Raw genomic sequence first — 14,967 nt, 5'->3', positions numbered from 1 at the left:
CCTTGCACCTTGGGACACCTTTCCCGCTAAATCATGATCAATCCGACTTCTTCTCTGCACGCGCAGGCCGCTGCGCAGTCCCACGCACATTCCGGCTGGTTCATGTACCACTCCGTCGGCGTCTTTCCTCGACAGCAAGAGGCTGTTAGCGAAGCGCTTTCGGATTTTTCCGGTTACTGGTATGCGGCGGACGACGACCGATGGGATCGGGCGCTTCAATCGCGGCGGACGTTGCTCGACGGCTGGGCGAACCTGATTAGGGCGTCACCAGAGCGTGTATTTGCGGCGCAAAACGTTACCGAGGCATTCGCGCGGTTTCTCGACGCGATCGGCGAGACCCGTTTGCGCGAACGCACTGTGCTGGTGGCCGCCGACTGCTTTCCCAGCCTGTACTTCCTGCTCGAAGGGCTGTCGAAACGGTACGGCTTCACGCTGCGCACCGTGCCGATTCGCGCAGGCGCCTCTTACGTCAGCGACGACGACTACCTCGATGCCTGGGGCGACGACGTTGCGCTAGCGCTTGTCACGTGGGTCTCGTCGTTGACGTCGAAGCGAGCTGACATGAAGCGCCTGCTGGCTCACGCGTCGCAGTACGACAGCATCGTCGCGGTAGATATCACACAAGGGGCAGGTATCTTGCCGTTCGACGTGCGGACTCTTCAGTGCGATTTCGTGTGCGGTTCGACGCTCAAATGGATGTGTGGCGCGCCCGGCGCGGGCCTTGCCTACGTTGCGCCAAAGTGGCGAATGGAAGCCCTCGAACCTGCCGTACGCGGGTGGTTTAGCCAGGAAGATCCGTTCAGCTGGGACCTGACGTGCTTTCAGTTCGCATCCGATGCACGCCGCTTCGATACCGGCACGCCGTCGGTGCTGCCCTACATCGCGTCCCTGCCCGGCCTGAACTGGCTTCAGTCGCAGCCTCCCGGCGCATTGCGTGAACATAATCTCGCGATGTCGCGGCAAATCATCGCCTTGGCCGACCGGTTTGGATGGCACGTGCTTTCCCCGCGGGAAGATGAGTCCCGCGGCGGTAGTGTCATGCTTGCTGCGCCCGATAACGAGGTGATATCGGCCGTCGTCACGCGGCTGAAGCAGAACGGCGTATTCGTGGATAGCCGCGGCAATACGCTCCGGATTTCGCCCGGATATTGCACCGACGAAAGCGGACTGCAGCGACTAGCACAGGGGCTACAGACGAAGTAAGCGCAGGCGCAAACGCTACCAACATCATCGTGCCCGTTCACACGAGCCGGTTGTCGCAAGGCGCGCCGTCAACATTTTTCGAGGTAGGACACATGATCGATCTGCGTAGCGATACCGTGACCCGTCCGAGTAAGAATATGCTTGCCGCCATGACAGCCGCACAAGTCGGCGACGATGTCTGGGGCGATGACCCGACGGTGCTTCGCCTTCAGGCGTCCGTCGCCGAACGCACAGGCAAGGCGGCAGGGCTGTTCTCCCGGGTGGCACGCAGAGCCATCTCACCGCACTGATGGCACATTGCGGGCGCGGCGACGAATACATCGTTGGCCAGGCGGCGCACATCCGTCGGGACGAGGGAGGGGGCGCAGCCGTGCTGGGCAGCATCCAGCCGCAGCCAATCAAAAATGCAGCCGACGGGTCACTCCCGCTCGACAAGATCGCAACTGCCATTAAACCGATCGACATCCACGACGCGCACACCCGCCTGTTAGCGCTGGAAAACACAACCGGCGGCAAGGTATTGTCAGCAGGTTCGTCACCGAAGCTACCCAACTCGCGCGCGCACGCGGGCTATCGACACACCTCGACGGCGCACGTGTCTGCAATGCCGCCGCCGCGTCGAAGCAATCGCTTGACGCGCTGTGCGTGCCGTTCGACACGGTGTCGATCTGCTTTTCGAAGGGGCTCGGAGCCCCGGTGGGTTCGGTGCTCGTTGGCAGCAAGGCGTTGATCGATGTAGCGCGCCGCTGGCGCAAGGTGCTGGGCGGGGGGTATGCGGCAGTCGGGCGTGCTGGCGGCAGCGTGTCTCTACGCGCTCGATCACAGCATCGAACGACTCACCGAAGATCACGACAATGCGGCGCATCTCGCCGCAGGGCTTGCGCAGATAGAGCAGGTGAAGGTCGGGTATCAGGCTACCAACATGGTATTCGCGCAGTTTCCGAAGGAGCTTTGTGCGCCGCTTGGCGCGTGGCTCAAGGAGCGCGGCATTCTCACGAACATGCAGTATGGGGCGCGTTGCGTTACACATATGGACGTTTCACGCGCTGACATCGACACATTCATTACGGCGGTAAAGCAATATTTCTCTCACTGATTTCAACCTTCTTTAATCAACCACATCATCAATACACACGGCCTCGGTGTGAGATCATCGCCGGGGCTGCGATCCCGGAGCATTGTATGTACGACCCTAACGATTCTTCGTCCACCCGGCAGCCAGTTTCCGGCATTCGTGGCTGTCAGGTTCTGATGTCGTGCGACGAACTGAACCCGACGCTTGAGTTTCTCAAGAGCACACTTGGGCTTCGGATCGACGCTATCTTTCCCGCCGACAACCCTTCAACGGCGATGCTCTCAGGGCATGGTTTGTCTCTTCGGCTGGGAGTAGGTCTGCCCAACGGAGTTCAGGAATTGCGTGTGCTTTGCGACGATCCCTACCAACTGTCGTCCGGCACGCGGGAAATCGTTGCGCCCAACGGGGTGCGTATCCGCCTGGAGGCGGCCGATCCGCCAATCCGTCAACCGGAGACACGCCAGGCGCTCGCGGTGTCGCACTCGGATCAAGATACGCATTGGAATGTCGGGCGGGCTGGACTTCGCTATCGCGATCTTCTCCCTGCGCGGCACGGCGGCGCATTTATCGCGTCGCACATTCGCATACTGGATGGGGGACCCGTTCCCGACTACACGCACTTTCACAAGGTTCGGTTCCAGACGATCTTCTGCCGAAAAGGCTGGGTGCGGGTCGTCTATGAGGGGCAAGGCGAGCCGTTTGAACTGCATGCCGGAGACTGCGTATTGCAGCCGCCGACAATTCGCCATCGCGTGCTTGCAAGCTCGGCCGGTGCGGAAGTAGTCGAACTCAGTAGTCCGGCTGAGCACGTCACCATCGTCGACCACGAAATGGTGCTGCCGACCCCGGCCACACATCCTGTCCGGGACTTCAACGGCCAGCACTTCGTGCGTCACGTGGCGAAGACGGCAAAGTGGGGGCCGTGGCGCATTGATGGATTTGAGTCGTCAAATACCGACATTGGTGAGGCCACCCAAGGCATCGCTGGAGTTCGCGTTGTGCGGCCTGCCGGAGAGGCCAGTAGCCGGACTCAGGCGCACAACACCGAACTGTGCTTCTTCTTCGTCCTGTCGGGTACGGTCGATGTAGTCGTGGAGGGTGACCGATATGCGCTCGCATCGGATGGAAGCATAACGATTCCCGGAAACTCACGGTATGCATTCGAACGCTATTCGGAGGATCTCCAACTGCTCGAAATTACGCTGCCGGACAAGTTTCTGATCGTTGATTGAAATCCTGTTCCACCCGGGGGTCATGTGCCGAGACAAGCAACAATTTAATGTGGCCCCTCAGGATTCCGTCGCACGAAAAATTGCATGCGAGTTGCAATCAAACGAAAGTCCGAAGAACTCCAGAAGTTGTCATTCGCCTCTCGCGACCCACAGTGGCTGCTTCGGGTCGGTCACGCCTTTTGCATCGAACGCATGCGGGCGATCATCCTTGCACTCGGTCGTCGGGCTCTGGTCGGCCACTTTCGGACATTCATAGTATCGGCCAATCTGTGTCGTCCTGTTGCATGAAAGCTTGTTCGGCGCCGCACATAAGCAGCCCATCGGTCCGGATAGTATTCGCTCGATATACTTCCGCCGAGATCGGATGGTTTTGCATGAGCAGCCGTAACTCAAAACACACCTGGTGGTGCATTACCAAGATTGCCGCCGCGATAATAATTTCATATCCGCTGTGTGGAATGGCCGCCGCAGCTTGGATGTTGTTTCGCGATTTCCCATGGGCCATTCGCCATCCGTGGCTGTCTTTGCTGGATGCTTTTCGGATAGCCATATGGTATGGCGTCGCCGCCCCAATGCATGGCGTGCTGCCGGAGGTTGACTCGGCCGGTCACTATCATTTTCCTGCATACCCTTTCGTCATCCCCACAGCGCTAGTGCTCATTTTTGTCTTTGTTCGGGGCTGGCGTTTATTCGATGTGCGACGCTACATGCACCGATAGCCACGTTGCGCTTGCGTTTCGCGTCAGCGGACTGAACAGATCGAAACTGGTGGCGATCGAGGTGCGCCGAAAACATCTGTGTGTCCGCTTTCCGCAAGAGTGAGTGTCCCTTGTGGGTCGGTTATGCCCTATTGCATGAGACGTGGGCCGGGGGCGACGCAGTGCGGGCCATGAAGAGACACTTTCGGACCCCTGTGATGGCGTCATAAAGCCCGCGCCGAGATTGACAACATGCGGATTGCAGCTCTCTGGCAGGTGCTCCTGCCGATCGCTGGCGAGATCAGGAGCGTGAAGATCTCGACTGCACAGACTCGAGACTTTGCCGATTTCACCATTTCGTTTGGCTGTATTCCGTTGGCGGTGCTGTGGGCCATAGTGGATCGGCTGGGCAGCATGACGTGGGTAACGAGCGTCAAGTTGACGCCGGGCTGATTGTCTCGGCACGCAACGGACAACATTCAGAATTGATCAACGAATCGCGGCCATCGCCGTGCTCGTGCCGACACCAGGCGGCATCAACCTGGAAGATGTCAAGGGGCCCGAGTGCTTCTAGATCGAGCAGAAGCGGCATGAGCGCAGAAGATCCCGGTAGTACCAGTCGGCGACCGTCATGTCATTCTTGCCAGGATGGATATGAAAGGACGTGGGGATCCACCTCAAACGACGCGGATAGAAGCCCGATAAACGTCAAACGATTTGGTTGAATGCGCCATCCGCCGTCGACTTATGCCTTTTGCATCGCATGCACCCCCCAGACCATTGTCGCGCTCGGCGGTGGGCGCTGGTCGGCCATCTCTCCACGCGATAGGCGTCGTGACAGTCAAAGGTCACTAACCTCGTGTGGTGAAAACGTCAAAGAGAGCCGGTCGCATTTTTGAAATGTTTTTTTGAGCGCCATCATAGGGGGACTAGCTTCCAATCGGCTTTGCAACCAAATGGGGTATGTCATGGGCAGCGCGCTGGTTTGGGCAGCAATCCCTCACAACAGCGATGGGGTCGTGTTCCAGGTTCGCGCGGTTCGCGGACTTCAACGTTTCCATATCCCGCGCCGGGCGCTTGAGGAGGCTTTCGGCTTGCCTCCCCATGCATCGGATGCAGGGCAACTCGAACTCTTTTATCAGCATGAGACTCTCATCCTAAGGCGGGCCATGCAGAAACGTCCGATTGCGGGCGCTGACACTGCTGCCCTCCAGACTGCCGATCTCGCCTCTGTCGTTGAAATGGGATTGAGCGCGACAGCGCACCTGTCGGAAGCGCCAGGGTACCTGGCTTCAAACTACAGCGCTCTTGATGAGAGCGGCCATTGATGTGCGGGAAAGTCGAACGTCAAGAACCGGTTATTCTCCAGCGTTGCGGTTGCAGAACCGAGGTTCTCACTGTGGCAAGTGCGATGTGGTTAATCAGCAGCGCGCTCGCCTGAACGCGCCCCGTCACCCGAGGATGCGCACGCAGCCAGGATCGCGTGATCTCTTCCGTGGCAGCGAGGCATTTAGAATGTCTGGCGAAAAGGCTAATATGCGCCGCCGCCACGCGGCAGCAACGAGGCGCGCGACTGCGCGTGCGATCACTCTGCGGAAACTAGAGCGTCGGATAGAAAATCGCGCCCGGATAGGACCAGCTTCGGCGGCACCCAGTGCATACCGGAAGACATGGAAGCGTCCCGTTGAATGCGTGAATGCCGGCGGCTGTCCGATCGGCAGCCTCATCAAGTTGCGCACACAACCTTTCAGGACGCGCCGGTTGTATCCGTCTACGAATACGGCGTCAAATTTGCGTAACGCCCGCGCGCGCCCGGCGCAAGCGGCTGCGTAGATCGGTTCCGTACCCTTGTTTTGTGTGATCAAGGAAGCAAAAGACCAACGCTTTAGGCCCGTCCGCTGCAATCGTCGCCGGGAGCACCCCGTGCAGCGAATTTCGCCTGAATTGCGTTATTACACACTCGGCTATCTGATATGCAGGACAGGGGCGGTCGGTACGACGTGCTCACTCGTCCTGGACGGCCACCCCTCGGCCGACTCTACTCATTCACGGCAATAGCCCGAAAGCTGCCTTCGACGATATCAACGTTCGGTCTGCGGGGACTCGTCGAACTGGTGCTCTCGGCCAGGAAGAGCCGTTAGATCAAGCCATGACCCGGACATTCGGGCGGCTGACTCTCCGTTGATAACGGTCATTCCTGAGTCCACCAGACAAAGGTCACAAACGCGACGAGCAAAAGAAGTTACGGATTGTTGCAAAGTCACGATAAGGTTTGCAGTCCGCCGAATGTAAGCTCCGCGCACCACAGACAAACCATCAGGTATTGAGATGAACGGGATGCGAAAAACACTCACAACCGCCATTTTCGCCTCCGCTGCACTCGCGGCCTGCGGCGGTGGAGGGGGGAGCAATAACGGAGGCACCCCGACCGGCACCGTGAACGTCCAGATGGCTGATGCGCCCTCCTGCGGCTTCGACCACGTCTACGTAACGGTGAGCCAGGTGCGCATTAACGCGAGCTCGAGCGCAGGTGACAACGACAGCGGATGGACCAACATCACGCTCGCTACCCCGCAGAAGGTCGATCTCCTTTCGCTCACGAACGGAACGATGGCTGCGCTCGGCCAGGCCACGCTTCCCGCCGGCCAGTATCAGCAGGTGAGGCTTGTACTCGCCCAAAACCAGGGTAACACGGTGGCCAATTCGGTCGTCGTGTCGGGAACGACCAACGAACAGCCGCTCGCGACGCCGAGCGCGACCCAAAGCGGTCTCAAGATCATTCGTCCCTTTGACGTGGCCGCGAACTCGACGGTCGATCTCGTGCTCGACTTCAACGCCTGCAAGTCGGTCGTCCAGAAGGGCAATGGCTCGTACGCGCTGAAGCCCGTGATCACCGCCACGCCCACGACCGTCACCGGCTTGATTGACGGCTATGTCGCGGCGGCTGAAGCCGGCGCTACCGTGTATGCCGAGCAGAATGGCAAGGTGGTGAGCGGCACGGTGGCGGACAGCACGGGCCACTTTGTGTTCTCGACGCTGGTCCAGAGCTCGACGAACGGCAACTACGATATCGTGATCGTGCAACCCAACGAGACGACGGGGATCATCAAGTCAGTGCCTGTCGTAGTTGGCGCTACGACCCGCGTATCGACGGCCGGCCAACCCATTACGCTTCCCGTCTCGACGATGAATACGGTGAGCGGCACGGCGACGGCGTCGGCGGATGCCAGCATGCGTGCGCTTCAGACCACGTCGACGGGCACGTATGAGATCGCATCGGCGAATGCGAACCTCGATACGGGCAACTATACGACAAGCCTGCCCGTCGCGGCACCGGTGGTTGGCGCCTATAACGGCACGCTGCCCGTCGCCCTGACCCCGGCGGCGCCGGCAGGCCAATACACGATCGAAGCCGATGCGGCCTCAGGCGCCACGCAATCGACCGCCGTCAACATTACGGGCGGAAGCCAGGCCAACGTGAACTTCAGCTTCTGACAAGTGCAGTACGTACGGAGTGGCGGGGGGCCCTTCTCTGTCGGGAGCATGACCGGTGCAAGCGGCGGCACCCCGATCTTGCACAAACGGCTCGTGCAAAGCCGGGCCGCAACTGCGAACGTCGTCCACATCGAAACAATTGTAATCGTCTGTTAATGGCTGGCCGACGGCCTGTTTTCACGGCAGACGCACATCTTCGTTTTGATACGATCCCGCTTTTTCCGCCTGCGCGTCGACTGTGAATCACCGATATCTGTCCTTGTTTCGTCAACAGTGCACAAGGTGGCTCGCCCGCATCCAACCGCTGGCCGCTGTCATCAGAACGAAACCCAGACTCGTCCTCCTTGCCACACTGCGCAGCTTGAGCCACCCGACGCGACGCGGCATCGCGTTGGCACTCGGCGCGGTGCCGGCGCTATCCCTGCTGTACATGCTCGCGCTTGTGCCGTTCACACCAGGCACCGGCGACATCCGCAAAGCCCGCGTTGATCTGCCAGCGTTGATCGTGTCCGCCGACGGCAAACTGCTCGCGGAATTCAAGCCGGTCAATCGCGAATGGGTGTCGCTCAAGCAGATCTCTCCGTACATGGTAGATGCATTGGTCGCGACTGAAGACCGGCGCTTCTACGAGCACCACGGCATCGACTGGAAGCGTATCGCGTCGGCCGCATTGCACACGTTCTCGGGTAACCGGCAAGGTGGCTCGACGCTCACGCAGCAACTCGCGCGCAATCTGTATCCCGACGAAATCGGCCGTGCGCCGACCCTCACGCGCAAGCTCAAGGAAGCGATCACGGCGTTCAAGATCGAAGCCGTGTACAGCAAGGATCAGATTCTCGAGACGTACCTGAACACGGTGCCATTCCTGTATAACGCCTACGGCGTGGAAATGGCCGCACGCACCTACTTCGGCAAATCGGCCGCTCAGCTCGACATTCTCGAAAGCGCTACGCTCGTCGGCATGCTAAAGGCCAACAGCACCTATAACCCGGTGCTCAATCCCGAGCGTGCATTGCAACGGCGCAACACTGTGCTCGGGCAGATGAACAAGTATGGGAAGCTCAAGCCCGCCGCGTATGCATGGCTGAAGCGGCAACCGCTCAACGTCGATTTCGAGCAGCAAACTGTGTCACCGGGCCCGGCGCCGCATTTTGCGGCGCAATTGCGCAAGTGGCTGACGGGGTGGGCCGACCGCAATGGCTACAACATCTATGCCGACGGGCTGGTCGTGCGCACGACGATCGATTCCCGTCTGCAGGCAATGGCGACGCAGGCGATGAACTGGCAGACGAACCAGTTGCAATGGATCGCAAACGACGCATGGAACGAACGCACGGGCTGCTCACCGGACAACGACCTGTTTCAGACGTTCATCCGGCAGACGCCCGACTATCGCGCCGCACGCGACGCTGGCCAGTCGGATGAGGTCGCGCTCAGGAAGCTCGCCACGGACGCCACCTTCGTCCGTGCGCTGTGCCGGAGCAAAGCCCAGATCCAGGCGGGCTTTGTCGCCATCGATCCACGCAACGGAGATATCAAGGCATGGGTCGGCAGTCGCGACTTCGGAGACGAGCCGTTCGATCACGTGCAGCAGGCGCGGCGTCAGCCGGGCTCGACATTCAAGCCGTTCGTCTACGGCGCGGCCTTTACGGACGGCGCGCGGCCGGGCGATACGATCGTCGACCGGAACGTCGCCATTGCCCTGAGCGGACATGCGATCTGGCGACCGACCGACGCGGAGCCGCCCACTGGCGGACCCATGACGCTGCGCGACGCACTCGCGTATTCGCGCAACCGCGTTACCGCTCAGCTTATGCAAAAGGAAGGCCCCGAGAAGGTCGCACGTCTCTCGCGCGCGATGGGTGTGCGCGAAAGTCCGCTCGAAGCGGTGCCGTCGCTCGCGCTAGGCACGAGCCCGGTTACGCTGAAAGAAATGGTCGCGGCGTATTGCACGATTACAAACCGTGGCGCCTATATCGCACCGCGCATGGTCACGCGTATCGAGAATCACGACGGCAAGGTGCTCGCAGAATTCCCGAGTGCATCGCCAGAACCGGCGCTACCAGCCAGCGCAGCGCAGACGCTCGTCGACGTGATGCGCGACGTCGTGAACAGGGGCACCGGTTCTGACATCCGACGCCGCTTCGGGATTCGCGCCGACGTTGCCGGCAAGACGGGCACGACGCAGGACAACACCGATAGCTGGTTCATCCTGATGCATCCGCAACTGGTCGCTGGCGCGTGGGTGGGTTTCGATGATGCGCGTGTGACGCTCGGTAACGACTATTGGGGTGAGGGGGCGCACAGCGCGTTGCCGATGGTGGGTGCCTTCTACGATATGGCGCTGCGCGCGCGAGTCATCGATCCTGGTGCTCAGCTCGGACCCGAAACGCGCCCCCCTCGAACGGTTCGCGCGCGACGTCATCGCCACTTTCTCTTCTGGCCATTCTGATGTCGTCGCGGACGATGCGCTCGTTCGCGACAACTTTGTAACTGGCGGTTACGGGTTCCGTAATATGATGGAGCGCTATAACCGATTCACGGGGGCAACAGCTATCGCGCGCGGGTGCATGGCGAGTTTTCCGATAATGCCCTCCTGCGCTGCGTCGCTGGCAATCGCTAGCGCAAGCCGTTACAAGTTCGCGTTGAAGCGGACGTGACAAGGTCGCACACTGTGTGAGATTGAACAACGACGGCCACGTGTGAGGTGGCCGACCAGCAGCCAGCTGCTCTTTCGGGGGAAAGATGAAACATCTCTTCATTGCCGCGGCGCTAGCGGGTATTGGAATCGGTGCGTCAGCACTTGCGAATGCCACCGACGTCGGGGTTGGCATCAATATTGGCGTACCACCGCCCGTCGTGGTCGCACCGGCACCGGTGGTCGTAGTGTCGCCCGGATGGCAAGGGGACCGTTACTGGGACGGACAGCGCTACTGGGGCCGCGACGAATGGGAGGAGCATCGCCACCATCACGGGCACGGTCACTGTCCGCCGGGGCACGCGAAAAAGGGCGAATGCTGACCAGCACCGCGAGCCGCCGCCGGGAGTCATGACGCAAGTCCATTCTGCGGCCGTTTCTTGAAAAGCATGCGATTTGAATGGCCGCTATACGGGTCTTGAATGACCACGTGATATCGCGCGGAAGTCCGACATGAGGCGGGATCCGGCCATAAGGTACCGTTGACCTCTCCCGTTGACGCGTCGGTTGAATCCGCCCTCTCAAAGCGGTCACTGATATCAACGACTGACCTCCTCAAAATCGGGTAATGGATAGCTTCGGTCAAAGTGGCCTTCCGTCGGGCCGTAGAAGCGGAAGCTTTTTGCGTGCTCGCTGCCAAAAAATGAACGAACAGAATCCAGGTCGAATTTGACAAGCAGCCGTCATCTGGACGACAGCGCCCGGTCCCGGCAATTCGCTGGGCGGGCATACAATCAAGCGGTGCGCGTCACGGCGAACGCATCCGCCGCCGCCACCGTATCCAGCGCTTCACGCAGCAGCGAGATCTTGCCGTCGCGTGCCACGAGCCGTCCGGCGTACATCTGGCGATAGATCTTCCCCGTTGACGGCACGAGCGCTTCAACTTCATATTCCGCGAACACCTGCTCGGGTGTTTCGATCAGAAAGCGCACGTTCCTGAACGCGAAATCCGGTACTTTCACGAGCAGCGAAGCAATGAAGCCCTCGATCGATTCGGGTCCCTCCGCGCGCCCGTCGATACCGAGCGACTTCAGATAAGGCAGTTCCAGCACGCCGTCGCTGGCAAAGAGCGCGGCAGCGGCACGCGGGTCGCGAGGTCGTGCACGAGACGCTCGTGCGTCGGGTAATCGCCGAGAATCCAGCTACCGCGTTACTTCGGCCATCGCCATGACGGCTCCGAGAGATGCTCCGCAAAATAATCGCACAGCGCCGCCACCTTCGCAGGACGTGCGCGCGCCGATGGCGTGACGAAGTAAAGACCGCCCTTTGTCAACGACCAGTCGGTGAGGATCGCTTCGAGGCGGCCATCGGCAAGATATTCGCCGGCGATGAATTCGGGCAACTCGGCAATTGCGAGGCCGTCGAGCAGCGTGGGCAGCAGCGCATCGGAATTCGTCACGCGCAACGGGCCGGTCGGCTTGACCGGCTCCTCCTCGCCCGCAGCGTTCGTGAAGCGCCACAAATCGCTGCGCGCGCGATACGCGTATGAAAGGCATGGCCGGTCCGCCAGTTCGCGCGGATGCGCGGGCCGCCCTTCGCGCTTCAGGTACGCCGGCGACGCCACCACGAATTGTGTGACCGGGCACAGGCGTCGTGCCACCAGTGACGAATCAGGCAGCGCGGCAATGCGCAGTGCGGCGTCAAACCCATCGGCAACCAGATCGACTGACGCATCCGAAAGATGCAGGTCGATCGACACCTCCGGGTACGCGCGAAAGAACGCGGGCAGCAGCGGCGCGACCCAGCGCAGTCCGAACGACATCGGTACAGCCAGGCGCACCAGTCCGCGCGGCTGCACCGACATCTCGCGCGCGGCGCTTTCTGCTTCTTCGGCCTGACGGTAGATCTCTCCGGCCTTCTCGCAGATCGTCCGGCCGAACTCGGTGAGCGAGAGCTGGCGCGACGTGCGGTTGAAGAGCCGCGCGCCCAGCCGGTCTTCGAGACGGGCGACGCCGCGCGAGACCGTCGCCACCGACACGCCCATCGCGCGCGCCGCGGCCGCGAACGATCCTTCCTCGGCGACCTTCACGAACATAGCAAGTCCTTCGAAATCAGGCAGCTTCGCCATTTCCCCTCATCTTTTCATTTTTGCAACGATGGATTTCAATCAATTCTATTTCGAAAAGGCTTGGGCGTCGATATTCTCCTCACATCGCAGCACGCAACACCGAACGCGGTCATCCACTTACCGAACGAAAGGAGAAGCACCATGGCACGCAAGCTCGACAACAAGATTGCACTCGTTACCGGCGCAACCAGCGGCATCGGCCTCGCCACCGCACAGCGTTTCGCGGCAGAAGGCGCGCACGTCTACCTCACCGGCCGCCGTCAGGCCGAACTCGATGCCGCAGTGAACGGCATCCGCGAAGCAGGCGGCAACGCGACGGGGGTACGTGTCGATTCCACAAAGCTGGGTGAGCTCGACGCGCTGTATGCGCAGATCAAGGAAGAACAGGGGCATCTCGACGTGCTGTTCGCGAACGCCGGCGGCGGTTCGATGCTGCCGCTTGGCAGCATCACGGAAGAACACTACGACGACACCTTCGATCGCAATGTGAAGGGCGTGCTATTCACGGTGCAAAAAGCGTTGCCGCTGCTCGCCGAGGGGGCGTCGGTGATTCTTACCGGTTCAACGGCAGGCAGCGCGGGCACGGCTGCATTCAGCGTGTATTCGGCTTCGAAAGCCGCGGTGCGCGCCTTCGTACGCAGCTGGATTCTCGATCTGAAGGATCGCCGCGTCCGCGTGAATACAATCAGCCCGGGCGCGACGCGCACGCCCGGCTTGCTCGACCTCGCCGGTGACGATGCCGCCCAACGCCAGGGTCTTGCCGATTACCTGGCTGCCCAGATCCCGATGGGGCGCCTCGGCGAGCCCGGCGAGATCGCGAGCGCGGCGCTGTTCCTGGCCTCTGACGACGCGAGCTTCGTGAACGGCATCGAGCTGTTCGTCGATGGCGGGCAGCAGCAGATCTAAGCGCAGGCCGGGCGCGTGGATGCGGTCTTCGCCGATCGCATCCACGCCCGACGCGTACGCGCCTCTTGAGCGGATGCACGTCATGTTCGAACATCGTCCTTACCTTTCGCTTGGCGCAGTCAGGCGCGACTGGCTCGATACGCGACTGCATTTTCGCCTCGGCGAATGCGGACGCGCCGACCATGCGCCGCTCGGCGCGCTCTATGTGTGGAACGACGATGCATTCGCGCCGCACTCGGGCTTCGACCTGCATGCTCACCGCGGCGTGGAGATCGTGACGTGGGTGCGTTCGGGTGCGATCACGTATGAAGACGACGCGGGCAATCGCGCGCGGCTCGTCGCCGATTCCGTGCAGACGATCAGTGCGGGCGCCGCGATCCATCATACCGAGCGCAACCAGGAAAATGTGCCAGCGCGGCTATTCCAGATCTGGCTGCATCCGCGCACGCAGGGTGGCACGTCACGTTGGGCGGCGCGTATCTGTTCGCGCGGTTGTCGCGAAGGTCGCTTCGTCACGCTGGCGAGTGGCGATCCAGAAGACGTGCGTGCGGGGGCGCTTCCCGTTAATGCCGACGTGCGCGTGCGCATCGCCACGCTACGCGAAGGCACGATGGTGCATCACATGTTGTCGACGCCAGGTTTGGCATATCTGGTTGCCGATCATGGTCGGGTTGACGTGGGACCCGTCCGGCTCGCGCCGCGCGATGGCGTCGTCGTCAGCGATGAAGCGCAGCTTACGTTGGTTGCGCGAGACGACACCGATGTCGTGATAGTCGAGCTTTTGCGGTAGAGATATTGTGCCGTTGGGCTCGAGCGACGACATTCCCCCTGGTTTCCGCGTTTTCCGCAAGACTCGGTTCGGTAGCTTTAAATGGCTGTTTTGCGATAAGAAGCCGACGTTGATCCCGCGTGGCCGGATGTCTGCAACGGGTCGATATGACCCATTCGCTTTCGCACCGAACCGAGGCGTTCCCTTCCGCGCCTTCATTGAACTGCAACGCATGAAGAGACGCCACCCACCGCCCAGCGATGCAGTTTGGCTATCTTTGCGTTATGCGAGTCGACCGTCGGCCAGCACCGCTAGCGCATGTAGTGAGTGGGATTTGATGAGCGCGGCGTCAAGCGGTCCTACGTCACCCACCGTTGTGCCAGTGGTGGTGTTCCCAACCCTTGTGGCAACCACCGCCCTGGCACTGACCATAGCCGCCGACCACCGGTGGCCCATGCACGACTGGCGGTGGATAGGACTGGTAGACATAGGTACCCGGCGCCCCATATGCACCCAGGGGTGCATATTCAAAGGACTGATTCGCTCCGAAACCTGCCGGACGCCCTATGAGGTCATTTCATCCATTCCCGTCGTTCGAGTATCGGCGAAGGTCGAGCGTGGATAGATCGCTTTCCTGACATTATCGAGTTCCCGGGTCGCGAGTGACCGGTGTCTCGGATGCCGTCCTTGTATTTTCGGTAGAGTCGAGATGTGGCGCGGTAGCGGTAGGTTCGGTTTGTCTGTTGCCGCCCCTTTCGTCTGGCGGTGCCCGAGTAACCTCGCCTTAACCCCGTTTCCACACCCCGCTCATCGAACCGGACAT

Annotated in this window: 12 protein-coding genes and 1 pseudogene; 11 read left to right on the top strand and 2 right to left on the bottom strand. The window is 60.9% G+C overall.

Going from position 1 to position 14,967, the window contains the following annotated elements; all coding sequences use genetic code 11:
- The first annotated feature begins 33 nt into the window (after positions 1-33).
- The 9 genes and pseudogenes from VSR34_RS27965 to VSR34_RS27925 all read left to right on the top strand — a co-directional run bounded on the left by VSR34_RS27965 (position 34) and on the right by VSR34_RS27925 (position 10,724).
- Positions 34-1,203, top strand: a complete 1,170-nt coding sequence (locus VSR34_RS27965; protein WP_342964111.1) for an aminotransferase class V-fold PLP-dependent enzyme — start codon at positions 34-36, stop codon at positions 1,201-1,203.
- Between the two features lie 92 nt (positions 1,204-1,295).
- Positions 1,296-2,299, top strand: a pseudogene (gene ltaE, locus VSR34_RS27960) (low-specificity L-threonine aldolase).
- Positions 2,300-2,385: 86 nt separating this feature from the next.
- The gene (locus VSR34_RS27955; RefSeq protein ID WP_342964110.1) at positions 2,386-3,510 is read left to right on the top strand and encodes a cupin domain-containing protein; all 1,125 of its coding nucleotides are present in this window, start codon (positions 2,386-2,388) and stop codon (positions 3,508-3,510) included.
- Between the two features lie 374 nt (positions 3,511-3,884).
- Entirely contained in the window at positions 3,885-4,229 is a 345-nt protein-coding gene (locus VSR34_RS27950) for a hypothetical protein (protein ID WP_342964109.1), read from the top strand.
- Between the two features lie 231 nt (positions 4,230-4,460).
- A complete protein-coding gene (locus VSR34_RS27945; RefSeq protein ID WP_342964108.1) occupies positions 4,461-4,661 on the top strand; it encodes a hypothetical protein in 201 nt (66 codons plus the stop codon).
- Between the two features lie 515 nt (positions 4,662-5,176).
- Entirely contained in the window at positions 5,177-5,536 is a 360-nt protein-coding gene (locus VSR34_RS27940) for a hypothetical protein (protein ID WP_028215140.1), read from the top strand.
- 1,000 nt (positions 5,537-6,536) lie between these two features.
- Positions 6,537-7,703, top strand: coding sequence for a DUF4382 domain-containing protein (locus VSR34_RS27935; protein ID WP_342964107.1), 1,167 nt, complete (start codon positions 6,537-6,539; stop codon positions 7,701-7,703).
- 238 nt (positions 7,704-7,941) lie between these two features.
- Complete coding sequence (locus VSR34_RS27930) at positions 7,942-10,155, top strand: transglycosylase domain-containing protein (RefSeq protein WP_342964106.1); 2,214 nt, start codon at positions 7,942-7,944, stop codon at positions 10,153-10,155.
- A gap of 293 nt (positions 10,156-10,448) precedes the next feature.
- On the top strand, positions 10,449-10,724 hold the full coding sequence (locus VSR34_RS27925) for a hypothetical protein (protein ID WP_081716261.1): 276 nt from the start codon (positions 10,449-10,451) through the stop codon (positions 10,722-10,724).
- 411 nt (positions 10,725-11,135) lie between these two features.
- Here VSR34_RS27925 and VSR34_RS27920 read toward each other — a convergent pair whose 3' ends face one another.
- Positions 11,136-11,543 (bottom strand): nuclear transport factor 2 family protein, encoded by a 408-nt coding sequence (locus VSR34_RS27920; RefSeq protein WP_042292506.1) that lies wholly within the window; start codon positions 11,541-11,543, stop codon positions 11,136-11,138.
- A gap of 8 nt (positions 11,544-11,551) precedes the next feature.
- Positions 11,552-12,469: a LysR family transcriptional regulator gene (locus tag VSR34_RS27915; protein ID WP_342964105.1), complete on the bottom strand. Its 918-nt coding sequence runs from the start codon at positions 12,467-12,469 to the stop codon at positions 11,552-11,554.
- Positions 12,470-12,610: 141 nt separating this feature from the next.
- Here VSR34_RS27915 and VSR34_RS27910 point away from each other — a divergent pair, with 141 nt between their 5' ends.
- The gene (locus VSR34_RS27910) at positions 12,611-13,375 is read left to right on the top strand and encodes an SDR family oxidoreductase (protein WP_028215136.1); all 765 of its coding nucleotides are present in this window, start codon (positions 12,611-12,613) and stop codon (positions 13,373-13,375) included.
- An 82-nt stretch (positions 13,376-13,457) separates the two neighbouring features.
- Positions 13,458-14,165, top strand: a complete 708-nt coding sequence (locus VSR34_RS27905) for a pirin family protein (RefSeq protein WP_342964139.1) — start codon at positions 13,458-13,460, stop codon at positions 14,163-14,165.
- Positions 14,166-14,967 lie beyond the last annotated feature (802 nt).

Origin of the sequence: Paraburkholderia sp. JHI2823 (assembly GCF_038900695.1) — a bacterium.
Taxonomy (GTDB): Bacteria; Pseudomonadota; Gammaproteobacteria; order Burkholderiales; family Burkholderiaceae; genus Paraburkholderia; species Paraburkholderia mimosarum.
Note: the sequence above shows the minus strand (reverse complement) of the source record. Positions and strands in the feature narration are given on the sequence as shown.